23 protein-coding genes and 3 pseudogenes are annotated in these 24,305 nt (G+C 34.0%); 13 read left to right on the top strand and 13 right to left on the bottom strand.

What is annotated here, in order from left to right; translation table 11 throughout:
- The first annotated feature begins 24 nt into the window (after positions 1-24).
- The gene (gene dapD, locus LB100_RS02575) at positions 25-867 is read left to right on the top strand and encodes a 2,3,4,5-tetrahydropyridine-2,6-dicarboxylate N-succinyltransferase (protein ID WP_410543056.1); all 843 of its coding nucleotides are present in this window, start codon (positions 25-27) and stop codon (positions 865-867) included.
- On the opposite strand, the gene LB100_RS02570 is transcribed toward dapD, so the two are convergent.
- Positions 868-1,149, bottom strand: a complete 282-nt coding sequence (locus LB100_RS02570; protein ID WP_456201311.1) for a DUF2610 domain-containing protein — start codon at positions 1,147-1,149, stop codon at positions 868-870.
- A complete protein-coding gene (locus LB100_RS02565) occupies positions 1,150-1,521 on the bottom strand; it encodes a hypothetical protein (protein ID WP_264336858.1) in 372 nt (123 codons plus the stop codon).
- Between the two features lie 95 nt (positions 1,522-1,616).
- Between LB100_RS02565 and LB100_RS02560 the strand changes: the two genes are divergently transcribed.
- Positions 1,617-2,645, top strand: a complete 1,029-nt coding sequence (locus LB100_RS02560; RefSeq protein WP_456201310.1) for a class I SAM-dependent methyltransferase — start codon at positions 1,617-1,619, stop codon at positions 2,643-2,645.
- A 152-nt stretch (positions 2,646-2,797) separates the two neighbouring features.
- Here the strand turns inward: LB100_RS02560 and LB100_RS02555 are convergent, their stop codons facing one another.
- Positions 2,798-3,334 (bottom strand): hypothetical protein, encoded by a 537-nt coding sequence (locus LB100_RS02555; protein WP_456201308.1) that lies wholly within the window; start codon positions 3,332-3,334, stop codon positions 2,798-2,800.
- 161 nt (positions 3,335-3,495) lie between these two features.
- Between LB100_RS02555 and LB100_RS02550 the strand changes: the two genes are divergently transcribed.
- Together LB100_RS02550 and LB100_RS02545 are read left to right on the top strand one after the other, a co-directional pair.
- Entirely contained in the window at positions 3,496-4,104 is a 609-nt protein-coding gene (locus tag LB100_RS02550; protein ID WP_264375731.1) for a superoxide dismutase, read from the top strand.
- Position 4,105: 1 nt separating this feature from the next.
- A complete protein-coding gene (locus LB100_RS02545; protein WP_264719563.1) occupies positions 4,106-5,380 on the top strand; it encodes a M16 family metallopeptidase in 1,275 nt (424 codons plus the stop codon).
- On the opposite strand, the gene LB100_RS02540 is transcribed toward LB100_RS02545, so the two are convergent.
- On the bottom strand, positions 5,377-5,601 hold the full coding sequence (locus LB100_RS02540; protein ID WP_456201306.1) for a hypothetical protein: 225 nt from the start codon (positions 5,599-5,601) through the stop codon (positions 5,377-5,379). The two genes, LB100_RS02545 and LB100_RS02540, sit on opposite strands and share 4 nt — an antisense overlap.
- Before the next feature lie 155 nt (positions 5,602-5,756).
- On the opposite strand from LB100_RS02540, the gene LB100_RS02535 reads away from it, so the two are divergent.
- The 6 genes and pseudogenes from LB100_RS02535 (at position 5,757) to ftsH (ending at position 12,329) form a co-directional block, all read left to right on the top strand.
- On the top strand, positions 5,757-7,103 hold the full coding sequence (locus tag LB100_RS02535; protein ID WP_456201305.1) for an IS110 family RNA-guided transposase: 1,347 nt from the start codon (positions 5,757-5,759) through the stop codon (positions 7,101-7,103).
- 128 nt (positions 7,104-7,231) lie between these two features.
- Complete coding sequence (locus LB100_RS02530; protein ID WP_264336382.1) at positions 7,232-7,711, top strand: OmpA family protein; 480 nt, start codon at positions 7,232-7,234, stop codon at positions 7,709-7,711.
- A 135-nt stretch (positions 7,712-7,846) separates the two neighbouring features.
- Positions 7,847-9,139 carry a tRNA lysidine(34) synthetase TilS gene (gene tilS / locus LB100_RS02525; RefSeq protein ID WP_456201304.1) on the top strand — a complete coding sequence of 431 codons (1,293 nt, stop codon included), beginning with the start codon at positions 7,847-7,849 and terminating at the stop codon, positions 9,137-9,139.
- Between the two features lie 428 nt (positions 9,140-9,567).
- Entirely contained in the window at positions 9,568-10,281 is a 714-nt protein-coding gene (locus tag LB100_RS02520; RefSeq protein ID WP_456201411.1) for an AAA family ATPase, read from the top strand.
- A gap of 57 nt (positions 10,282-10,338) precedes the next feature.
- Positions 10,339-10,487, top strand: a pseudogene (locus LB100_RS02515) (tRNA lysidine(34) synthetase TilS); the annotation flags it as partial.
- A 12-nt stretch (positions 10,488-10,499) separates the two neighbouring features.
- Positions 10,500-12,329 (top strand): ATP-dependent zinc metalloprotease FtsH, encoded by a 1,830-nt coding sequence (gene ftsH / locus LB100_RS02510; RefSeq protein ID WP_456201303.1) that lies wholly within the window; start codon positions 10,500-10,502, stop codon positions 12,327-12,329.
- Between the two features lie 184 nt (positions 12,330-12,513).
- Here ftsH and LB100_RS02505 read toward each other — a convergent pair whose 3' ends face one another.
- Positions 12,514-12,681: a hypothetical protein gene (locus LB100_RS02505; protein WP_456201302.1), complete on the bottom strand. Its 168-nt coding sequence runs from the start codon at positions 12,679-12,681 to the stop codon at positions 12,514-12,516.
- 312 nt (positions 12,682-12,993) lie between these two features.
- Here LB100_RS02505 and LB100_RS02500 point away from each other — a divergent pair.
- Positions 12,994-13,569: pseudogene (locus LB100_RS02500) on the top strand (transposase family protein); the annotation flags it as partial.
- A gap of 112 nt (positions 13,570-13,681) precedes the next feature.
- Here the strand turns inward: LB100_RS02500 and LB100_RS02495 are convergent.
- The 5 genes and pseudogenes from LB100_RS02495 to LB100_RS02475 form a co-directional block, all read right to left on the bottom strand.
- Positions 13,682-14,796 (bottom strand): IS3-like element ISWpi17 family transposase gene (locus LB100_RS02495; RefSeq protein WP_214303219.1). Its coding sequence is split into 2 segments (ribosomal slippage): positions 13,682-14,523 and positions 14,523-14,796, totalling 1,116 coding nucleotides; the frame shifts between segments, so codons are not numbered across the junction.
- Between the two features lie 69 nt (positions 14,797-14,865).
- Positions 14,866-15,150: pseudogene (locus tag LB100_RS02490) on the bottom strand (EndoU domain-containing protein); the annotation flags it as partial.
- Between the two features lie 49 nt (positions 15,151-15,199).
- Positions 15,200-16,387, bottom strand: coding sequence for a phosphoglycerate kinase (locus LB100_RS02485; protein ID WP_456201409.1), 1,188 nt, complete (start codon positions 16,385-16,387; stop codon positions 15,200-15,202).
- An 88-nt stretch (positions 16,388-16,475) separates the two neighbouring features.
- Positions 16,476-17,753 carry a serine hydroxymethyltransferase gene (gene glyA / locus LB100_RS02480; protein WP_456201300.1) on the bottom strand — a complete coding sequence of 426 codons (1,278 nt, stop codon included), beginning with the start codon at positions 17,751-17,753 and terminating at the stop codon, positions 16,476-16,478.
- The gene (locus LB100_RS02475; protein ID WP_010403498.1) at positions 17,725-18,960 is read right to left on the bottom strand and encodes an MFS transporter; all 1,236 of its coding nucleotides are present in this window, start codon (positions 18,958-18,960) and stop codon (positions 17,725-17,727) included. Before LB100_RS02475 ends, glyA begins: the two co-directional genes overlap by 29 nt.
- A gap of 373 nt (positions 18,961-19,333) precedes the next feature.
- On the opposite strand from LB100_RS02475, the gene LB100_RS02470 reads away from it, so the two are divergent.
- Positions 19,334-19,855 carry a hypothetical protein gene (locus tag LB100_RS02470; protein WP_456201299.1) on the top strand — a complete coding sequence of 174 codons (522 nt, stop codon included), beginning with the start codon at positions 19,334-19,336 and terminating at the stop codon, positions 19,853-19,855.
- A gap of 6 nt (positions 19,856-19,861) precedes the next feature.
- Here the strand turns inward: LB100_RS02470 and LB100_RS02465 are convergent, their stop codons facing one another.
- From LB100_RS02465 to hemE, 3 genes are all read right to left on the bottom strand, one after another.
- Positions 19,862-20,179 (bottom strand): DMT family transporter, encoded by a 318-nt coding sequence (locus LB100_RS02465; protein WP_264336444.1) that lies wholly within the window; start codon positions 20,177-20,179, stop codon positions 19,862-19,864.
- A 48-nt stretch (positions 20,180-20,227) separates the two neighbouring features.
- On the bottom strand, positions 20,228-21,421 hold the full coding sequence (locus LB100_RS02460) for a pyridoxal phosphate-dependent aminotransferase (RefSeq protein ID WP_264336445.1): 1,194 nt from the start codon (positions 21,419-21,421) through the stop codon (positions 20,228-20,230).
- Between the two features lie 429 nt (positions 21,422-21,850).
- On the bottom strand, positions 21,851-22,867 hold the full coding sequence (gene hemE / locus LB100_RS02455) for a uroporphyrinogen decarboxylase (RefSeq protein ID WP_264336446.1): 1,017 nt from the start codon (positions 22,865-22,867) through the stop codon (positions 21,851-21,853).
- A gap of 515 nt (positions 22,868-23,382) precedes the next feature.
- Between hemE and LB100_RS02450 the strand changes: the two genes are divergently transcribed.
- Entirely contained in the window at positions 23,383-24,099 is a 717-nt protein-coding gene (locus LB100_RS02450) for a transporter associated domain-containing protein (protein WP_456201296.1), read from the top strand.
- The last annotated feature ends 206 nt before the right edge of the window (positions 24,100-24,305 follow it).

Raw genomic sequence — 24,305 nt, 5'->3', positions numbered from 1 at the left:
AAATAATATAAATTTGATATCAATATGTATATAATAAATGAAAAATTTGCAACTAAAAAATTACAAGATGAGATAGAAAATATTTGGAAAGATAAAGAAAAACTTAACGACTATAATCTAAAACACGAAGCAAGATTAATAATCAAAGAGGTAATTGAGTTACTTGACAGTGGTAAAATTAGAGTAGCAGAAAAGCTATCAAGTGGAGAATGGATAGTACATAAGTGGATAAAGCAGTCAATATTATTACATTTCCTCACTGAGGAAAGCAAAATAATAGACAACACCAATTGCTGGTTTGACAAAATCGGTAGTAAGTTTAGTGAATGGAATGAAGAAAAATTTTACCATTCAAAAATTAGAGCAGTTCCTGGGTGTTTTGTCCGCCAATCTGCTTACATAGGTAAAAATGTTGTTCTAATGCCAAGCTTTATCAACGTTGGTGCATACATTGATTCTGGCACAATGATAGACACTTGGTCAACAGTTGGTAGTTGTGCACAAATAGGGAAAAACTGCCATATTTCCGGTGGAGTGGGAATAGGCGGAGTTCTTGAGCCCATTCAAGCTTCTCCAGTCATTATAGAAGATAATTGCTTCATTGGAGCGCGTAGTGAGGTAGCCGAAGGTGTTATAATAAGAGAAGGATCAGTCCTTGGCATGGGTGTGTTTATTGGAGCATCAACAAAAATTATTGACAGAGAAACAAGCAAGATATTTTATGGTGAAGTACCACCTTACTCTGTAGTTGTACCAGGATCTACTCCACCTAAAAACAACATTTCAACCTATTGCGCAGTTATAGTAAAAAAAGTGGACGAGAAGACGAGATCAAAAACTTCTATAAATGAAATATTGAGAATCTAACTACTTACCGTCACTTTTTTTATCATTATTACTAACTACAGTAATAGCATATGCACATAATTCTGAGAAAGAGATTCCATTTTCTTTAGATAACTTATATAATTTTTGCAGACTTTCTTTGACTCTATTAGGTATGTTTCCTCCACGCTCCTTTGCAAGCCAGGAATCTTGATAGTGAATTGGATGAGTATCACTCTTTGGATCTCCTATGTATATTGCAAAAGGTGAACTTTGCCCTTTGAAATCACACTGTACAGTAAATTTTTTTATAGACTCAGCCATTTAAAGACCTCTACTTTTCTTTTTAACCGATTTTATAGAAGATACAAGAGGTGGTTTTTTGATAAAATCTTGCCTATTAAACACACTTTCTTTGCCTTCTAAAGCTCGACGAACATCGGCTCTGCTTAGCTGTGACTCTTTTGCTAACCTCATTCCATGCTTTACCATAATATTAGCATATGCTAACACTTTTTTTACTAACTCTAGGTCACCATTCAGCATTTTAACTAATGCTTGAAATACCTCCGCTAAAGTTAATCCATCAGCACCTACAACCTTATTTTCTACAAAATTGACAACTTCTTCAAATTTATATTCAACACCATCATCTTGAGGTATAAGGGTAACATAATCCGTATCTTGACTATTCATAACCAAAGCACTATCGCCTTTAAACTTATATTATATATATAAATACTCCACTATTTTATAGTATGGCACGCTATAGTTAAACATTTATTAATAATATGCTTACTTATATACACGAATTAATTGATAAAAGCCAAGGATCAATATCCATCAGTAATTTTATGAATGCTGCTCTATATCATAAAGAGTACGGCTATTACATGAATAAATTACCACTTGGCAAAGATGGTGACTTCATTACTGCACCTGAAATTAGTCAGCTATTTGGTGAAACAATTGCAGTGTGGATAATGAATACATGGGAAAAATTAGGAAAGCCATCAAAATTTTCTCTAGTTGAACTTGGACCAGGTAAAGGAACACTCATTCATGATGTAATAAGAGTCACCAAAAAATATAGCTGTTTTTTTAGCTCAATGGACATTCATCTAGTTGAGATAAGCCCTATTTTACAGAAAATACAAAAGGAAAAATTAAAGGGATTAGATATTAATTGGCACACAGATGTCGACAACTTACCAAATCAGCCAACTATTTTTTTTGCAAATGAGTTATTTGACGCCCTTCCAATTGACCAATTTATTTATCGTGATAAGCAGTGGTATGAAAATAGAGTAATAAAACAAGATGATGGCAGTCTTTCATTGTCACTCCAGTGCTTAACCAGACCAAAAACTGGATTCCAGACTGGAATGACAGGGGGTTTCAATGGTGCAGTAGTGGAAGTATGCCTAGCCGGAATCGAAATATTAAAGAAACTTGAGAATAAGATAGTCAATAACGGAGGAGCTGCCCTGATTATAGATTATGGTTATGTATATCCTTCATACAAGAGCACTTTGCAATCGATAAGGCAGCATAAATATACTAATTTTCTTGAAAACGTCGGTAATAGTGACATCACTGCACTTGTGAACTTTCAATCATTAAAAGATTCATTAAGGCACGTAAATTGTGAGATTTTGACTCAAAGAGAATTTTTACACCTTTTTGGTATAAAGGAAAGAGCACAAGCTTTAATGAAAAATGCAAGTAATGAACAGAAGAATAAGATCTTCAGTGAATTTTTAAGGTTAACTGAAAATATGGGTACTCTCTTTAAGGTAATGCTGATTCACCATTTGTAGTCTTGTGTAGTTCTTATGTTAAATGTTTTGATTATAAACATTAAAAAATTTACTAAATAAAAAGAAGGCAGAAGAAACGTATCTGTGTGGCAAAATAAGGTAGAAGAGAAAAGACACCTATAGAAAAAATGGTTTCACATAAACCTGATAGTTTATATATCTCCCAAAAGATGATCACCAACACCTTCACTTTTTGCATCACTAAATTTACTTGCCACTTTATCAATAGTCCAAACGAGTGGTGTAACAACGAGCGCAGCAGCCCAGATAACAGCACTAACAGCATAATTCAAAACTGCATTAACAAATTTAGATAATGCACTACTATGGTCCCATGCCTTACATGACAACATGGATGAATAATCTATTAACGATTTTGTGTTACGCTTAAGATCAAAACTATCTACTACTTTCGCTAATCCTTTTGCCGGCCAGTATGACAAATACGCCAATGCTAGATATAAAGGTTGCAGAATTACACTAGCTAACGCAAAAGTAATAATCCCAATCATAGAAGGATTTTTTTTGTAACTACCAAGAGCTACATTTTTCACTGGCCCAACAACACTGTTGATAAGGTAAACGGATTTATAGAAACTATTTTGTGGAATTTTGTTACATCCAACACTTTTGGTAGGAACATCTCCGAATTTAACATATTTCTTAAAATTACTATATGAACTTGGCATATTAACCCTCTAAAAATAAAAAAATAGTTACCTTATCAGTATAGATTATTATAGTTACCTTATCAGTATAGATTATTTTAGAATAACTGCAACAAACATCACTAAATTATGTGTTGCGCAAAAGCACATATTACCATACCATCGAAAATAAAGAGGTCAGCATGAGTTTTACTTTACCTGAGCTGCCATATGATAAAGCAGCTTTAGAACCTTACATATCTGCAAATACATTGAATTTTCATTATGACAAGCACCATAAGGGATATTTAAATAAACTCAACGAACTGGTTGAAAACACAGATTATCAACATATGGAAATTGAGGAATTAGTAACGAAAGTTCATGGAAATAATAATACAGTTCCTATTTTTAACAATGCAGCACAAGTTTGGAATCACACTTTTTATTGGAATTCAATGAAAAAAAATGGTGGTGGTGAGCCTAAAGATGATGGTCTTCTAGCAAAAAAAATTCAAGATGATATTGGTGGCTTTGACAAATTTTGTGAAGAATTTTCAAATTATGGAGTAAGCCAATTTGGCAGTGGATGGGTGTGGTTAGTACTTGAAAAAGGAAAACTCAAAATCACTAAAACTCCAAATGCGGATCTACCGCTAATTTATGGCCAGGTGCCACTACTTACTATGGATGTATGGGAGCATGCATACTATTTGGATTGCCAAAATCGCAGAATTGACTACATAAAAGTTTTTCTTGATCATTTGATCAATTGGGATTTTGTAGAAGAGAATTTAAAGAAGAATATATAAGATGAATATACCACAAGTAACAAAACTAGATAATGGTCTGCGCATAATAACTGAGCGAGTGCATGAAGTTGATTCCGTAGCTTTAAATATACGAGTTGGTGTTGGCAGTAGAGCTGAAAGTGCAAGTCAAAATGGAATATCTCATTTCCTAGAGCACATGGCTTTCAAAGGAACAAAGACAAGAACTGCTTTTGAAATTGCAAAAGCTTTTGACGACATAGGTGGAGCTTTCAATGCTTGCACCGGTAGAGAAAGTACAAGTTATTACGCAAAGGTTCTTAAAAAAGATATAAAGACTGGCATTGATATATTAATAGATATATTAATGAATTCTACATTTCCAGAGGATGAATTGGAACGCGAAAAGGGTGTTGTAATACAAGAGATTTTTCAAACTAATGATTCACCGAGCGATATCATTTTTGATAAGTATTTTGAAGCAGCTTATAAAGATCAACCATTTGGTAGATCAATCCTGGGCACGCAAGATACTGTCAAATCTTTTACTCGAGAAGATCTGAATAACTACATAAATGAGCATTACTTTGGCGGAAATATGATATTTGCTGCTGCAGGAAATGTTGAGCATGAGGAAGTTGTTCAATTAATCAAAGACTTTCTCTCAAAGATTCATTCAAAAGAGCTGAAAAAAAGCGAGAATGCAGGTTATACCAGTGGTGAGTATCGAGAGCATCGTAAATTAGATCAAGTACATTTATTAATTGGTCTACCTAGTGTTTCTCGTGATGATAATAGATATCACACATTCAAAGTTCTTGATGCCATACTGGGAAGTGGCATGTCATCACGCCTGTTTCAGGAAGTAAGAGAAAAGCAGGGTCTTGCTTACTCCATTTACTCATTCAACTCTAGTTATGCTGATACAGGAATGCTCTCCATTTTTGCCGGTACAGATAGTAGTAATCTAGATAAGCTTTTAAAATCCATAACGACAGAGCTAAAGAAATTGTCCACAGACAATCTGAAGGAAGAAGAAGTAAATAGAGTAAAAGAGCGAGTAAAATCCCAAATTTTAATGTCACGCGAAAGTGTTAGCTCGCGTGCTGAAACGTTAGGACACTACTACGGCAACTATAATAAATACATCAGTAAAAACGAATTAATAGAAAAAATTAGTGCTGTTACTATTTACGATATAAAAAAAGCAGCAGAAGAATTGCTATCTCAGCATGAAAAAATTACTTTAGCTGCGATTGGAGAAATTAATTCACTGCCAAGTTACGATAAAGTGGTTTCTATGCTTAGTGTACTTTAGTTATGTTGCTTATGCTCACTAAAAAGTTCAATGAATGGTTGCAAAATCCTTTCTATAAAAAGTTTGCTTTCTGGTTCATCGCGTATACCACTAATCATTTTATTGTAAGCCTGAACAGACGAAATCTGTAAAACCAAAAAGAAACTCTTTCTCTTTACTTTATGTTTTTTGGATATAGTTTTACGAAGAAGCGCTTCTGCAGCTATAACCGAAACAATCAATGGTGCTATAAATGCCCGTTTGAAAGCATGGTTTTGGGGGAAACGGTAAAGCCATTGATGGAGTTCTTTCTGGACTACCTCGTTTAGAAGATTGTATAACCTAACCGTCCCAAGCTGAAGTGCTTCTTATCATAATAGTATAGGAGGAATTTTATATGGCAGAAGCAAAAAGTAAATTAAAAATAATAAACCCTGACGCATCAGGGATTGATATTGGCTCGACTGTACATTATGTATGTGTACCTGAAGGAAGAGATGAACAACGTATCCAAAAATTTGGGTGCTTTACAGTAGATCTACACAACTTAGCAAAGTGGTTAAAAAAGTGTCAGGTTAGAACTGTGGCCATGGAGTCAACTGGAGTATATTGGATTCCCTTATTTCAAATATTAGAATCATATAAATTTGAGGTAAAACTAGTAAATGCGCGACATGTCAAAAATGTGCCTGGTAGAAAGTCTGATGTTCAGGATTGTCAATGGCTGCAACAATTGCACAGCTATGGACTGCTTCAAGGATCATTTAGACCGGATAATCAAATGTGTGTATTGCGTAGTTACGTTAGACAACGTGCTAATCTAATTGAAAATGCAGCTAAACATACTCAACGTATGCAAAAAGCGCTAATTCAAATGAATATTCAATTGCATAAGGTTATTAGTGATATCAACGGTTTAACAGGCATGAAAATTATTAAAGCAATAATTGAAGGAGAGAAAGACCCCCAAAAACTAGCTGAATTTAGAAATTCAAACATGAAGAATGACAAGCCTACTATAGCAAAAGCATTAACAGAAGACTATAGAGAAGAACACTTGTTTGCACTAAAACAAGAATATGCAGCATATACTTTTTTTCAAGAGCAAATAACGGAATGTGATAAAAGTATAGAGAGTTACTATAAAACATTTGAGGCAAAGTCAAATGAGAACAGGATGTTGAATAAAATACGAAAGCGGAAGCAGAAGAATGGTCCAGATTTTGCTGCGGATGAGGATTTAAATCGAATAACCGGGATAGATTTTACTAAAGTCCCGGGATTTGATGTATTAAGTGTACAAACTATCATTTCGGAAACAGGTATAAATCATAATAAATGGCCAACAGAAAAACATTTTTCTTCCTGGCTTGGATTAAGCCCTGCTAATAAAATTACAGGAGGAAAAATTGTTGGAACAGGAACTCGTAAAGTTATTAACCACGCTGCGAATGCATTTCGAATGGCTGCCCATTGTGTGTTGAGAAGCAAAAGTGCAATAGGTGCATATAGTAGAAGGCTGAAAAAAAGGCTAGGAGCACCAAAAGCAATAACTGCGACAGCAAGGAAATTAGCATGTATCTTTTATCAAATGTTGAAATATGGACAAGAATATGTAGAGAAAGGAATGAACTATTATGAAACACTTTACAAAGAGAGAGTAGTCAAAAATTTGCTTAAAAAAGCAAAGGAATTTGGTTATATACTAATGAAAGAGGAGCCGATAGATGAAAAAGGTTCTTAGGAGTTTGTTAGAAGATTGTAAAAAAACATTTAGTATTTTATTTTCCTTGACTCTATTCTAGTATAGAGGAATTATTAGTACTAGAATTAAAATTACACACTGTATTTTAAATTTATGGAGGTTTAGTAATGTGGAGTAGACTGATTATAATGTGTTGTTTTTGTTTGCTTCTTACTGGTGTAAGTTCTTGCCCTAAAAAAGGAGTAAATACGACAAATAAAATGAATGCTGTTGTTAAGCAGATAGGTGATAAAAGAGTTTTCTTTGGTTATGATGAATCTAGTATCAGTGAAGTGAGTGCAGATGTATTACTTGACGTGATGGAAGTGTTACAAAATAATCCTGACGCAAAGGTCACTTTAACTGGTCATACTGACAATCGTGGTTCTCACGAGTATAATCTTGCACTAGGAGCTAGAAGAGCAGATGCAGCTAAAAAATTTATGGTCAGCTGTACACCTTATCTAGAAAATAGAATAAAAACTGCTTCTAAAGGTGAAACTGAGCCTTTGGTTAATGTAAAAGATGATTCTAGAAATTCTAAATATGAAAAAGAGCATGCTAAAAATCGTAGAGTGGAATTTTCATTTTTTGGGATAAAGAAGTAGTTTCTTGCATTAAAACCTGGGTCCCAGTGTCAAGCACTGGGATGACAAAAGAGAGCAATTCTGGCTTGTTAGCGGCGATATACCACAAATAAGTCGCTGTATGACGTAGAGACTATCTGGCGATCAAGAAACATAATGAAATTAGAGTTATTATTTCAAAATATAGCTAATAGCTTTGCTTTCCATAATCAAATCGCAGTTGCAGTATCAGGTGGTGTAGATAGTATAGTCTTACTGCACTTAATGACTAACTGGGCAAAAAAAAACAAGCTTTCACTTCCTATAGCATTAACAGTAAATCATGGGTTACGTTCAGAGTCTCAAAAAGAAGCTGATTTTGCTGTAAGCTATGCAAAAGAACTTGGGGCAAAGGAATCGTTCATGTTAAATTGGGAGAAGAAAAATATTAAAGGCAATATTCAGTTGCAGGCACGAAAAGCACGGTATAACTTATTAACAAAATGGTGTAAAAATAATAATGTTAAATATTTATTTGTTGCTCACCACAAAAATGATCAAGCAGAAACGTTCTTGTTGAGATTAGAGCGGGGTAGTGGCGTAGATGGATTATCATCAATGGATTACAAATCTTTCTTAAATGGTGTTTATATATTTAGGCCGTTGTTAAATTTTAGTCGTAGTGAAATAGAAAGGTATGCTAAGCTTCATCAGTTAAGATGGATCGAAGATAGAAGCAATTATGACTTAAAATACAGACGAACTTTATACCGTAACTTACTTAAAGCAAGTGATAATCAAGATGTTCTAACAGAGCGAATATGCCTTACAGCACTTCATATGAAAAGAGCTGCAAAAGCGTTGATGCACTACACACGCCTTGCATTTGATGATTGTGTTAATGTTCATGATTTTGGTTATATTGAAATTAAACTAAGTGAATTTTATCAATTGCCAGAGGAAATAGCCTTGAGGCTTCTTCTTTACTCTATAATGGCAATTGCCAGCAAACATTATAAACCAAGGTACAACAGCCTTATCGTAATATTTAATAAAATATTGCAAAAGGGTAGTAATGTTAACTGTACACTTTCTGGGTGCAAAATAAGAAAATATGGAGAAAATATCTTAATAATTAGAGAATCGTCAAAGATACAAGAAATTACTGTAAATTTGCCTATGTGCGAACCCATTACATGGGACAATAGATTTGGCTGTACAATACTTAGCAATCAGAAGTGTTCAGTAACTATTGCTCCGCTAAAGAAAACACAAAAAATTCCTGAATTTCTAAAAGATTACAACTGCTGCCCTGAAGTTTTTTACTCTTTACCTGTAGTCCTAAAAGATGGAAAGATGTTTGCTTATCCATGTATGAAACATAATAGTAAGAGCACTAGTGATGGCGAGATTAAATATTTTATCGCTAGTATAATAAAGGAAAATTTGCTAAAGTTAACTAATATTTAATTAAGGGTTAGAATGAGTGGGACAAGATTTTTTAAATTTGTTTTATTATGTCTAACAATCGCTGCTTTTATTTATCTTATGTATGTTCTTTTTTTAAAAATTAAAGCTGCTGCGGCCACTATATCCTTCATGCCTATTATTATAACATCTGCTGTAGTGACATGTTCAGTAATATGCACTGCGGTTGTATTAGGTCTTGCTATTTGTTTTGCTATTTATTTAATGAAACCATCTAAAGTAATAGAAGGTGAGCAAGGTGAGCAAAAAGTAACACTTAATAATGTCATCTTATCAGATGAAATAAAAGAAGAGCTACGTATGATTTGTAATGATATATCACAAGAGAAGAAGGTAATGTTTGAAAAAGTTGGTTTTAACCACCACAGGGTTACCTTTTATATGGTCCACCAGGAAATGGTAAAACACTTATTGCTCGCGCTGTTGCAGGTGAAGCTAATATCTCATTTGAAAGTATTTCGGCCTCTGAGCTTGTTGGAGAGTATGTTGGTCAAGGTGTATATCATGTACGCAACTTTTTTAAAAGAGCAAAAAAGAATGCTCCTTGTATAATTTTTATAGATGAAATAGATTCCATAGGTGCAAAGCGCAATTCTATTGGTCATCACGTAAGTGAAAATTGCGCTAAAACTTTAAACCAACTATTGACCGAAATGGATGGTTTTAATTTTAACAAAGGTGTAATAGTAATTGCTGCAACTAATCGTCGTGAAGTTTTAGATGAAGCGCTTCTTAGGCCTGGCCGTTTTTCTAAGCATATCTATATTTCCCTACCAGAATTGGGCTCACGAGAAAAGATATTAGATCTTTATATGAAGAATGTGCCAGTTGGATCAGATCTAAACCTTAAAGAAATTGCAGAAAAAACTGAAGGCTATTCAGGCGCTGAGTTATCTAATTTAGTAAATGAGGCCAAGCATAATGCCGTAAGGCGTACTCAAGAGCAAAAAATAGAAGAACCTGTTGTTAGCATGGGTGATTTTACAAAAGCACTTGAAGAGTTTAATAGTACACATAAAAAATTCAAGAATAGAAAAGCGAGCAATACAGGTAATAATGTAATAAGTGCATTACTACAACCTGCTGTAGAAAATTATATGCAGCAGCATCTTACCAGTACATAACACATATACTTATTGCAGTGAAAAACAACTTTTTAAATTTGTAATTATTTTTCTAAAGTTTACTACTCTTTTCCAACAGTGAAAAAATGGAAAGGTGGTTGCTTATCCTGATGTAAATTATAACGAAAAAATACGGTGATGATAAGATTCGATTCATTATTAATAGCACGATAAAACAAAATTTGGTAAGCTTGATTAGTATTTAATTAGAAATGTAAATGAAAAAATTTTTAGAAGGCTTATTGATCTGGTTAGTGATTATTGTTCTTATTTCAGTTGCTTATATTCAATTTAGCGGAAGTATAGGTAAGAGTAAAACAACCATACCTTTTTCAGAATTTTTAACTAGACTAGAAGATAATGATATAGAAAATATTACAATAAGAAACCAAAGCATCGAAGGGAAGTTTAGGGATGGGTCAGCCTTTAACTCAAGTGGTGTTATATATAGTGACTTAATAAAAAGTTTGCATGATAGGAAAGTGAAGTTCTCCTTTTCAATTGGAGACTCTGCAATAGGTATAATTGGTGGATTACTTATTCAATGGGTTCCGACGCTTATCTTTATCGGTTTATTACTTTTCCTTTTTAAACAAACGCAAGCAGGAGGTAATAGAACTATAAGCTTTGGCAAATCAAAAGCTAGGCTTATGACTACTGGAAAAAAAGTGACATTTGATGATGTTGCTGGGATTGATGAAGCAAAAGAAGAGTTGGTTGAAATTGTTGATTTTCTTAAACAAAGGCAAAAATTTCAAGTGTTAGGTGGGAAGATACCAAAAGGATGTCTTTTAATTGGTTCCCCTGGAACTGGTAAAACTCTACTTGCTCGTGCAATTGCAGGTGAAGCTAATGTACCGTTTTTTAGTATTTCTGGATCTGATTTCGTTGAAATGTTTGTCGGTGTTGGTGCAAGCCGTGTCCGGGATATGTTTGATCAAGGCAAGAAAAATGCTCCTTGTATAATTTTCATAGACGAAATAGATGCAGTAGGTAGGCATCGCGGCATTGGTCTTGGTGGCGGTAACGACGAAAGGGAACAAACATTAAACCAGTTACTGGTTGAGATGGATGGTTTCGAGTCTAATGAAGGTGTGATAATAGTTGCTGCAACTAACCGTCCAGACGTCCTAGATCCAGCACTACTTAGACCTGGTCGTTTTGACCGACAGATTACTATTTCTTTACCTGATATAAATGGGCGTGAGAGAATATTAAATACGCATATAAAGAAAATATCGATAGCACCAGATGTAAACGTAAAAACAGTTGCGAGGGGAACGCCAGGTTTTTCAGGGGCTGATCTAGCAAATTTAGTGAATGAGTCTGCGCTTATTGCTGCAAGAAGAAATAAGAAAATTGTTACCATGGATGATTTTGAGTATGCACGTGATAAAGTGATGATGGGCATGGAAAGAAGGTCCTTAGTCATTACAGAAGAAGAAAAAAAGCTTACTGCTTACCATGAAGCTGGTCATGCAATAGTTGCAGTTAATATGTCTGCTTCTGATCCTATACACAAAGCAACAATTATTCCACGTGGTAGAGCACTTGGTTTAGTTATGAGACTACCAGAAACAGATAGAGTGTCCCTCACAAGAGAAAAGATGCTAGCAGATATAACTGTTGCAATGGGTGGACGTGTGGCAGAAGAGCTAGTTTTTGGCTATGATAAAGTCACAAGCGGCGCATCTTCAGATATAAAACTAGCATCAGATTTATCACGTGCTATGGTGACAAAATGGGGAATGAGCGACAAAATAGGGCCAATATATCACAATCGTGAACAAATCACACATGATTCTGAGACAATTTCTGAAGATACGTTAAGACTTATAGATGAGGAAATAAAGAAAGTTGTATTTTCTTGCTATGAAAAAGCAAAAGACATTTTAACCAAGCGTAGGAAAGACTTGGAGCTCATTGCTGAAAATCTACTGGAGTTTGAAACTTTAACAGGAGATGAAATAAAAGACATATTAAGTGGAAAAAAAATTGTTAGAAATGAAAATGAAGGTAAAGAAGAGATAAGAAGATCCTCTCTCTAATTAGATCTGACTTTGATTTAACTGCTAAAATAAAAATCTTTAACCAGAATCTAAACTACAAAGCTATAATTAAACCTCTGCATTTTACCAATGAACTTCCTTGAACATTTTTCCAATTTTTTTCTAAATAACTCTTTGCCTATTTAAATAAGTATGTTCAGTATTAGAGCTTTCCAGACCGCTATTAGGAGAAAGCTTGACCTTTAAACATCTCTATTAGCTTTAATAAAGGAGCAGTTCTTGCTACAATGGCTCCTATAACAGCAGTAGCACCCATGATGAGAAGAATCGGTTCTGCAGTGGTGATTACACAAAGCTCAATACATAAACCAGCAATGACCATACCAACCATTGTACCAATGAAAGCACCTACAATTATGGACGAAACTACAACAATTAATTGTCCTATTTTTGAACTAAGTGGTACTTCTCTTTTACCTCCAACACAACCTTTGAATTTCGCTTCGATCTTCCTCCAACATCCTTAATTGTCTTTTCAAATTTTAATAGCGACTTGTTGTTTAGTCTATAGCTAACCGAAGTAAGATTTTCTCAAAGGGTGGGGTAAAAAGGTATAATACTGCTTTAATGAAGGTAGAATGATGCCAAAGCCATATAGTGAGGACCTGAGGGAACGAGTTTTAAAAGTGGTAGACGAGAAAAAATGACAATAGAAGAATTCGAAAAGGTTGTAGAAAAAATGCGCCCAGAGTGGGAAAAAGTTCAAGAACAGAAGAAATACCATGGAAGAACGTCAAGACTGCCTGTATTGGAAGACAAAATACTCTGTATAATTCTATATTATCGAACTTACATAACGCACCGATTCTTGAGCTAACTATTCAACTTTCATAACTCAAGCATCTACCGATTACTCAAGAAAATGGAACCACTTTTGGCTAAGAAAGTCTCAATAAAAAAGGATAGAACTATGACGCCAGAAAGAATTTTGAAAATATTAGCAGATGTTACAGAACAACCAATACAACGATCAAAAGATAGGAAGAAAAGAAAATTGTCTTATTCCGGAAAGAAAAGAGTAAATACAATAAAAACAGAAATTGTTATAAAAGAAGATGGGCAAATTCTATCAGTGTCAAAGTCACACAGAGGTCGAATTCATGATTTTAAGATACGAAAACAGGAAAAAATGTTGTCAAAAGAGAATATCAAGTATGTTGATTCTGGGTATCAGGGGTGGCAAAAATTGCAGAGTAACGTTGTAATTCCATATAAAAGGTTATAATGCACCCATTTGTCTAGACCATTTTTTTCAAAGTGATCCGATTTTTAAAATGAATATGTTGATAAATACGTCGACACACATTTAAAGTATTTATCAATATATTCATTTACTGTTTATGATAATAAAGATCAGCAGGAACTTTATAATGTAGAGTCTGATGTCGCCTTCTATAGTTATACCAAGCAACAAAATCATTTATTATAAGATTTAAATCTCTGATACTATTTGGTCTATAATAATATATAGCTTCTTGCTTTAAAGTTCTCCATAAGCGCTCAACAAATATATTGTCGAAGCAACGTCCTTTATGGTCCATACTGATTTTAATATTAGCACGCTCTAATTCCATAATAAAGTTGTAGCTAGTAAACTGCACCCCCTGATCACTATTAAAAATCTCAGGTTTACCTTGTTTTAGAGCTTCTTTGAGAGTATAAAGGCAAAATCCAGCATCGAGATATGGTGATAATGAATGAGCAATAATATAGCGACTATACAAGTCCATTATTGCCACAAAATAGATAAACTTACCTTCTACCATAATATATGTTATATCAGTAGCCCATACCTGATTAACTCTACAAATAATCAAATCTTTGAGTAAATAAGGATATATTTTATGCTTTTTTTCTTTAATACTTGTATTACATCTTTTTCTACAATACAGCCCACTAATCTTCATTTTTTTCATAATTCTTAAGATTTTTTTGTGATTGACTACTACTCCACTCGCTATGATTTCAGCAGTAATTTTACGATATCCATAACGGCAATCAGAAGCCAAATATACTTCTTGAATCAAATTTGCTACTTCACTTTCGTTATTAATTATAGGCCTATAATATAGGCTAGATCTGCAAATCCCCAATAAATCAGCCTGTTTCCTAATTGACAGATCAGAATCTTTTTCTATAAACCTTACTCTATCTTTTTTGCTTATTTCAGTAATTTTTTTTTCAAATAGCTATTTTCCACTGTCAATTCTCCTATTACTTTATGTAAACTTTCTATTTCTTGCGCTAAGATTCTTTGTTTTCTCGCACTTTCACTTTCTTCAACAAATAGGTCTTTTAACCTTGCCAATACTCTATCACGCCAATCATATAGATTTGTTGATGGTATTTTATATTCACTACATATCTCAGCTGTGCTTTTTTGATTTTTTATTGCTTCCAAAGCTATCTTTGCTTTTAACTCTGGTTCATATTTTTTTGTTGCCATACTTTTACCCCTTTACCTTCCTACTCGGATCAACCATTTTTTTTTGGTCTAGTTTATGGGGTGCATTATAATCCTTTTCACCACTTCTTGATGCTGCGGACAATCGAGCAAAATTCTAAAATCTTCTTCATCAGGGTGTGTTCCCCAATCTCCACAAACTCTTAATACTCCTCTATCAAAATCAGTCAGCTCCGGAAGTGGTGGAATATAGTCTGGATCTGAAGAATCTGTTTTGAAAAACGGCTCAAAGCCAATTTGTGAATTTGCATCATTGAGATAATGCTCCTTAATGTAAAAAACAAATCCTATTACTGGTATTATCAAGCACAAGATTAACCTAGCTATTTTCGACATAATCATATTCATAAAGAAGCTAGGGTATAAGCAACAACTTAAAAAAGTTTTAATCTAATGTTGATCGCAGTCCTGGCATCTCATCACCACTTAGCCAACTTAAAAACGCTCCCCCACCAGTTGAAATATATGTAAAATCTTTATCGGCAAGACCTGCAGCATTTACTGCAGATAGGCTATCTCCTCCCCCTATTACACTGGTTAATTTTCCTTCGTGTGTCAAATCACTTACTACTCTCATCACCTCTACTGTACCATTTGCAAAAGCTGAATGTTCAAAAACACCAATAGGTCCGTTCCACAGCAGAGTTTTACTGCTTGCTATTATACCGCTTATTGTGCTTAAAGTTTGAGGTCCGATATCTAAAATTATATCACCGTCCAAAATGGATTCAATTTTTCTTAAAACGCCAGTGCTATAATCAGAATTTACTGCAACCAAAACGTCTTCTGGCACAACTATTTTGCAATTGTTTTTATTTGCCGTCTCAACAATATCGTGCAGAAGATCATCAACGCCATTTTGAAAAAAAGACTTGCCTATATTAACTTTATTAAATAACAAAAAATTATTAGCAATTGCGCCGCCCAGAATAAGGTAATCAACCTTTTCTGCTAGCTTTATAAGCATTTTTATTTTAGTTGATATTTTAGCTCCACCAACTATCGCAGTAATAGGTTTAGCGTCAAACGATATAGCTTGCTCAAGATACTTTAGCTCATCTTGCAAGCAAAATCCTGCATAAGAAGGTAAAAATTCCGTAATGCGTGAAATAGAAGCGTGAGCTCTGTGAGAGCAAGAAAACGCATCATTTATATATATATCTGCTAGAGATGCTAATTGTTTAGCAAAATTTGAATCATTCTGCTCTTCTTCTTTATAAAACCTCAGATTCTCTAGTAATATTATATCTCCTCCATCCATCGCATTTATTGCTCTTTGTACTCTCTCACCAATACAATCATCAATAAATTTCACTTCTTTGCTTAGCAGCCGCGATAAAGTTTCAACTACGTTTTTTAGCGATAAGTTACTGTCTTTGGCTTTTGGACGCCCAAAATGTGAGATAACAATAACTTTTGCACCCGCATTTGCCAAATACTGAATGGTAGGTAGAGCTCTCAAAATACGAGTGGCATCACAAATTCTTTCATTTTTTATAGGAACATTGAAGTCGACCCTGAGTAGAACATTTTTATTGTGAAAATCACAACTCTCTATGCTAGGTACATTTATCATAAAATTAAAGAGCTATAAAGTTACTATATAATAGTTTAACCTAAAGCAAAGTATACAAATGAAGAGATCTTAAATGCCAAATAAATTAATAAATAGGAAAATTACTACAAATACTTTCAACTTTATTTTTTACTGCTCTTTCAATATCAGGGCTATTTCCATCAATTAATCCCTGAATTACTTCATTTATTAGATTAGCTACTTCTCTAAAATCTTCTTTCTCAAGTCCGCGTGTTGTCTCAGCAGCGGTACCAAAACGGAGCCCTGAAGTAATGGTTGGTTTTTCTGTGTCAAACGGCACGGAGTTTTTATTGCAGGTAATGCCAGCTCTTTCAAGGCTATTCACAACGTCCTTTCCAGTCAATTTCCGTGATCTTAAATCAACTAGCACTATATGAGAGTCAGTGCCGCCAGTTATAATGTCAAGTCCATGTTCTTGCAGCGCTTGAGCTAACACTTTTGCATTTTCTACAACTTTTTTACTATAAGTTTTAAACTCTGGCGCTAATGCTTCCTTAAATGCAACAGCTTTTGCAGCTATCACATGCATAAGCGGTCCACCTTGCAACCCTGGAAAAACTGCAGACTGAATTTTTTTATGTAACGCTTCATCATTTGTCATTACCACTCCGCCACGAGGACCTCGTAGAGTCTTGTGAGTTGTTGAAGTTATAACATGCGCATATTTGGCAGGTGATGGGTAACAACCTGCAGCAATAAGCCCTGAATAGTGAGCAATATCTGCAAGCAGATATGCACCAACTTTATTCGCAATTTCACGAAAGCGCTCGAAATCTATTTTTCTTGGATAAGCAGAAGCACCAGCAATGATTAGCTTCGGTTTATGCTCCAGCGCTAGCCTTTCCACCTCATCCATATCAAGCAGGTAAGTGTCTCTATTAACTGTATACTGAATCGACTTAAACCACTTACCAGAAAGGTTTGGTGCTGCACCATGAGTTAAATGTCCACCGCAGTTCAGTGACAATCCAAGTATTGTATCACCCGGAGCAAGCAGTGAAGCAAACACTGCTTGATTTGCCTGAGAACCAGAGTGAGGTTGAACGTTTGCAAATTTAACACCAAACAGCTTACAAAGCCTTTCTATAGCCAGATTTTCAACTTCATCTACATACTCACAGCCACAGTAATATCTTTTACCAGGATAACCTTCTGCATATTTATTAGTCAGAAAAGAACCCTGTGCTTCCATCACTGCTTTACTTGCAAAATTCTCCGATGCAATCAATTGCAACTGCGATCTTTGACGCTGCAGTTCCTTCTCTATAGAGAGATAAACTTCATTATCACAAGACTTTAAATTATTTTCAGAGTTACAAATCCTTTCTGAAGCAATTGTCATAAGACCTTTTCCTTAACCACATAAATCCAAAAACAGCCAAAAGCAGACATACAGGAATAATTGATATTGCTTTTACCAGCAAATCAGTACCATACAAAGGATTTCCTTGTATTACCGTTCCATTCCAACATAAGTCTATTATTTTTGCAATTCCAGTATGAAAAAAATAGCCAAAAACCATAACTATCATGTTTGATACAGCTGTGGCCAAGCCTACCAAGTTATTGTTTACATAACTTATTGCCTTGTAAATAGTAATTACCTGATACCCAGATGCAAAGCCGATAACAAGAAGTGTAGGTAATGCAATATATAAACCGCCAACTTGTGTAAAAAGCAAAAGAAAGCTAGCGATCATTGCAAAAGAACACGCAATAATCACCTCGTAATGTTTGTCTGGATACTTCTCCAGTAAATAAGCGAGAAAGAATGATCCAGCCCCCATGCCTATGAACATGAGAGAGGAAAGTGAAGATGCCAAATCTCCGGTCATTTGATATGCTTCACATAAGAACGCTTTTGCCCAACCATCAGCAAAACCTTCTAGTGGCCCAACCATCAAGCCCCCAAAAAAGCTGATTAGAATGATATGTTTATTGAAAAGTACAGTTTTTAAATCTTGAAGTATGTTGTCATTTCTACTCTCCTCTATGTTACTGTTTGGCGTTATTAAAAGCAATAGCAGAGCAAGTAAACAACCAAATGCTGAGAAAGTGTATATAACATAATTCCAACCAAATTTATTGAGCAAAAAGTCTAGAGGTAATCCACCATAAATAGCTCCCAGTAACCCTATTATTATAGATAAACTAGCCATCCTTGCTGATTTTTCTTGTGAGAAATACATACTTGCAACTTTAAAGAGCCCAATTGCCGAAGCAGATGACCCAACTCCAACAATCATTCTACCAAGTATTGAGTAATACCACTCATCAAAGCATATTAGTGGTAATGTCCCAGCAAACGTTAAGACAATACATGCAGGCAAAACAAACTTTGGCCCAAATCTATCAAGGGCAAGACCAACAGGTATGTGAGCAAGCGTATAGCCTATATAATATAGCCCACCAAATTGACCAACATCTGTAATACTTATGTTAAATTTCGTTATTAATTCAGGCGCGATTATATTTGGAATTACACGTAATATATACTGGTATGCATAAAATAGTGATGCTAGCAACCATATGAAAAAGTTTCTCTGCAATCCTAATATTACCTAAAAAACAGAATTATAGGTATTTTATCAGCAAGGAGCAACACTTTTGTAAATAGCTACTCTAATCCGAGTATCTTTCTTAAAAGAGACCTTTTAGCATATCTATAACTGGTTCATGGATAAGGTATATGAAAAAAATTATACCACAGATGATAAGGATTTTTATAATTTTACCTTTATTCGCCTTTACCATAAGTTTTATTTTTTTTATAAAGTTCATTTTATTTACGCTTTTATTTCATGACAGTGACTATATCTTAAATAATATAATTTTCAATGAAATTCAGTATCAGAAACGCTGCAGTTAACTAAATATTAACCTTTTCGTGTGTAAAATATAACATAAAAGCAAGGTGAGTGAATGAACATAAACACAGCAGACAACACACTACAAAACTACACAACAAAATACATTGAACAAACATTTACCGCACACACAGGCAATAGATACGACAAGTTGTATAGGGAACTCTTAAGCAGCGTAGAAGAAATAATAAAGCTTACTATAAACGAAGCAAAACAATATGATAAAAGCCTAGAAGAATTACATAACGATTCAAGATTTAATAAGAAATTTGTTCAAGCCTTCGCCAAATATCAGCTGATGGAATTCTTAAACACTCATCCAAAGAAGAAAGAGATCGTTGCAGAATTTAACGATGAACATCACATCAACAAAAGCGATTTAAAAATTTTAAAGGCAGGAAAAGATTTAGTTAATAAAATAAACGACATTAACTTAACTCAACAAAATGAGAAAAATGAAATATTGAACATTAGAAAGGTACTTGCTAAATCAATAGGAATGCCCTCTTCGAGAACTGAAAAATCCAAAGCAACTTTAGTAGAAAGTCCTGAGATGGTAAAAAATAGACGCACTTAACTTTTCCTAATTGGAAAATACTTTTAATCCTATGATACCCAGCACTACCAAAGCAAGGGAAAATAAACGCCCAAAATTTACTGGGTCATTAAAAAACATTATTCCTATTATCGCTGCACCTATAGAGCCTATACCAGTCCAAACTGCATAAGATGTTCCAAGAGGAATAGACTTCATTGCTAACGATAGCCAGTAAAGACTCACAGAACCGCTAACTAAAATAATTACTACAGGTATAAAACGAGTAAAGCCATTGCTATATTTCAGTGCTGTGGTCCATATTATTTCAACGAAACCAGCTAATAGCAAATACACCCAAGCCATAAATCAACTCTATCTTACTGAAATATTATACATAGGAATATTAAAAAGTTACCTTAGCATTTCGCATGCTTTAGTAATACTATCACATCCAATTTCTAATTGTTCCTGAGAGGTTGCATAAGAAATTCTGATAAAATTTTTCAGACCAAATGCAATTCCTGGAACAACAGCAACTAAATGATCTTCTAATAAATATTCGGCGAAATCAAGATCACTATTTATTACTTTACCACTTTTCGTGCTCTTATTCAACAAACCTTCACATGAGACAAACAAATAGAATGCACCTTGTGGAATAGATGCTGACAAGCCTGAAGCAGAATTTAGCTTTTTTACTACAAAATCTCTACGATCCTTAAAGATTTTTGTTCTTTCTTTCAAAAAACTATGATCACCGTTTAACGCTTCAACTGCTGCTGCTTGTGCTATTGAATTTGGGTTAGAGGTACTTTGAGACTGCAGTGTAGAAATAGCTTTTACTATATCACTCCTACCTGCAATATAGCCTATTCTCCAGCCCGTCATTGCATAGGCTTTTGATACTCCATTGACCACAAAAACTCTATCATAAAGTTTTGGCTCAACCTGAGCAATGGTAAAAAACTTTTCGTCGTATACTATGTGCTCATAAATATCATCTGTAACAACATTCACATGTGGATGTTTAAGCAATACTTGCGCTATGCTTTTCAATTCATCATATGTATAGACAGTTCCTGCCGGATTATTTGGTGAGTTAAGAATTAACCACTTAGTTTTCTCAGTTATATTGCTTTCCAGTAACTCCGGTGTCAGCTTAAAGTTTTGTTTGCACTCTAAAACAATTGGCAGACCGCCAAAAAGGCTTACCATATCAACATATGAAACCCAATAAGGAGCTGGAATTATAGCTTCATCGCCAGAGTTAATTGTTGCCATAAATAAGTTGAATAACACCTGCTTAGCACCAGCACCAACACAGATTTGACTAAGTGTATATTCTAGATTGTTATCCCTTTTTAACTTATTGATTATCGCCTCTTTAAGCTCACGCGTTCCATCAACAGCAGTATATTTAGTTTTACCTTCATTTATCGCTTGAATAGCTGCTTTCTTTATGTGATCTGGAGTGTCAAAATCCGGCTCTCCCGCAGCTAAAACGTAAATTTTCTTTCCTTCGCTTTTTAATCTGTTTGCCTTATCAGTCACAGCAATTGTAGGCGACGGTTTTATCAGAGACATCCTCTTTGCAAGGTCTGACATAATCTCACTAAAGTTAAATAAAAATGATAAACTCTACACAACAAAAAAGCTAGAAGTTTTATTATTTTACATAAAGGTTGGTATATTTATATTCTTAAATATAAATATTAAAAAACTTAATAAATTTAAAAAGGCAAATAAACCCCCGTATAGAGAGTTTTGACTCTATAATAATGTAAATTGGCATTGTAATAATGTGCTAACGCTTAAAATAAGCGCGATTTAGCTGAATGTAGAAAAAATAAAAAAGACATGCAGCCGCTATAATTTTATGTAATTTGCCAATAAATACTTGAGTTTTTTTACTGAATTTTGTTATTGAGCCCAAAAACAAGGATAAATACTCTTACTGATATGATAGGGAAAGTGGGAAGGTTTGTCAAGTAAGGTTTTCATTCCACCCTCATAAAGGCTTTTCATACAAGAGTTTTAGTAGTTTCTTACCAGGTCCACTAATGCAGCAATATTTTCAACCGGAGTATCAGGAAGCACTCCATGTCCGAGATTAAATATAAAAGGTAACCCTCTAAAACAATCTATTATACGCTTTGCTTCTTCAATTGCTTCTGACTTATTGTAGGCCAAAAGACTAGGATTAAGGTTCCCTTGCAGAGGAATTTTTAGATTTTCTTTCGCCCATTCTATTGGAACATTATAATCTATACTTACTGCAGATATACCTGTTTGCTCGCAGTAATCTGTATAAAGATTTTCAGCAGAGCGCGGAAAACCTATTATAGGAAAATCAGGAAACTTATTCTTTATTGCTGAAACAATTTTCTTTGTTGGCTTGATTACATACCTTTCAAACAGTTCTCCCTGCAATATACCAGCATTGCTGTCAAATAACTGAATAACATCTGCTCCAAACTCTATCTGTTTGATTAGATAAATAATTGTCGCTTCTGTTATTTTTTTAATTACTTCTTCTAGTTCTAGGGAACAGAAATGTAATACTTTAGAAAAAGTTTTACTACTACCACCCTCTATGATGTAGGAAGCTACCGTCCACGGCCCTCCAGCAAAGCCTATAAGGGACTTTTCCTCTGATAATTGGCTTCTTACTTTCCTGATGGCATTTAAGATTGGAAAGGTTTTAGTTTCAAATTCTTGTGAATTTTTTAACTCCTCAGAGCTTTTCACAGGTTTTATTATTGGACCCACACCGCGAACAAAATTCACATCACAACCTAAAACGTCAGCTATTATTAAAATGTCTGAAAAAATTATGGCTGCGTCCATATCAAATCTTTTTATTGGCTGTAGCGTCAGCTCTACCACTAAATCTATGCTATAGCATATCTCCATGAAATTACTCGTTTTTTCTACGGCTTTGCGATACTCAGGAAGAGATCTACCAGCCTGGCGCATTAACCAAATAGGTACTTTTTCATTTGGCTTATTCTGCTTAATAATTCTTACTATCGCTGGTTTGTTGCTTTCCAATCTATTTTATCTACTTTTTTCTATACTAAAGTATAGTAGTAATAATAGTTCTATCAATAAATTGTTATTAACTTAAAATTCAGTAAAAATTAGTGTTACTTAACTTGTGGATAAATATGTTAATAACTTCTATATACTATTGATTTTGCCTTATAATTTATGTGTATAAGTAAGATATTTATAATGTTAGTAATTTTCTTTTACGGAAAATACTTTACTATCATGTATTGTTACACAATTATGTATATGTCGTTGAGAAAGTTGTTGATCAATTGTTAGTATTTTATATTAACAAATAATTCACAAATTAATTTGACATTATTCACATGCTTATTAAACATTTAATAACAGTTTTCTTGATAGATCTGATCTAAAGACATTTTCACCATTAAAGGGAATAAATTGAATAAGAAAAGAACCTTAGTAGAAAAAATAGTATACAGAACTTTTCTCTTCCTCTTCAATAAAACTTCAATAAAACTTCTGTGTTAAAAAAGTGTGCGACTGAGGCATTAATGGGTGATCTGTCAGATCTTGACATACTTAATAGTCTATTAAAATTCCGTGATTGTAGTATCATGGATATAATGACTCCACGTAAGGAAATATGCTCAGTAGACATTAAATCAAGTAAGGATGAGTTAATAAAGAAGGTGAAAAACACTTGCTACACTAAAATACCAATTTATATAAATGACTTTGACAACGTAACAGGCTTTTTTTACGTAAAAGATGTTATTTTCAATAGGAATAAAAATTTTAACCTGGAAGATATTAAACAAAATATACTGTTTGTTCCAGCTTCGATGAAAACAACAGATCTTTTTGTTATGATGAAATCTTCTAAATTATATTTAGCTATTGTGTTGGATGAACATGGTGGAACTGATGGTTTAATTTCAATGACTGATCTTATAGAAGAATTAATACCAAACATTGATAACGGGAATGAGGTAAATTCAGAATACACCATTACTGAATTATCTCAAAGTAAGTTTGAAATGTCGGCAAGGACCCTTATAAAGGATATAGAAGAAAGTCTAAAAATAGAGTTGCGTGACTCTGAAGAAGATTACGCCACACTTAGTGGTTTGATTCTTTCAATTGCTGGTAAAATACCTTCTGTGGATGAAGTCATAAGTTATAAAAATGGTATAAAGTTTATCATCAAGGATGCAAATGAACGATATATTAACAAAATAATACTAGACTTAAGTGATTACAAAAATTAAATTTAATTTTTTTGGTAATAAGGTACTTTATCTTGGAAGTGAGAGATTGCAGTAGCCAGATGTGCAACTTAAATACGCGCTTAAGAGATTTCTTAATATGCAAAAATTTGTAGTTCTATACATTACTGTTTGATAATTAAAGGTAGGAATAGTTTTATTGGGGAGTGTTAAATAAACTGTGTCAAACCGCATTTTTAGTTCAACTC

The organism is Wolbachia endosymbiont of Protocalliphora sialia, assembly GCF_053891855.1.
Note: the sequence above shows the minus strand (reverse complement) of the source record. Positions and strands in the feature narration are given on the sequence as shown.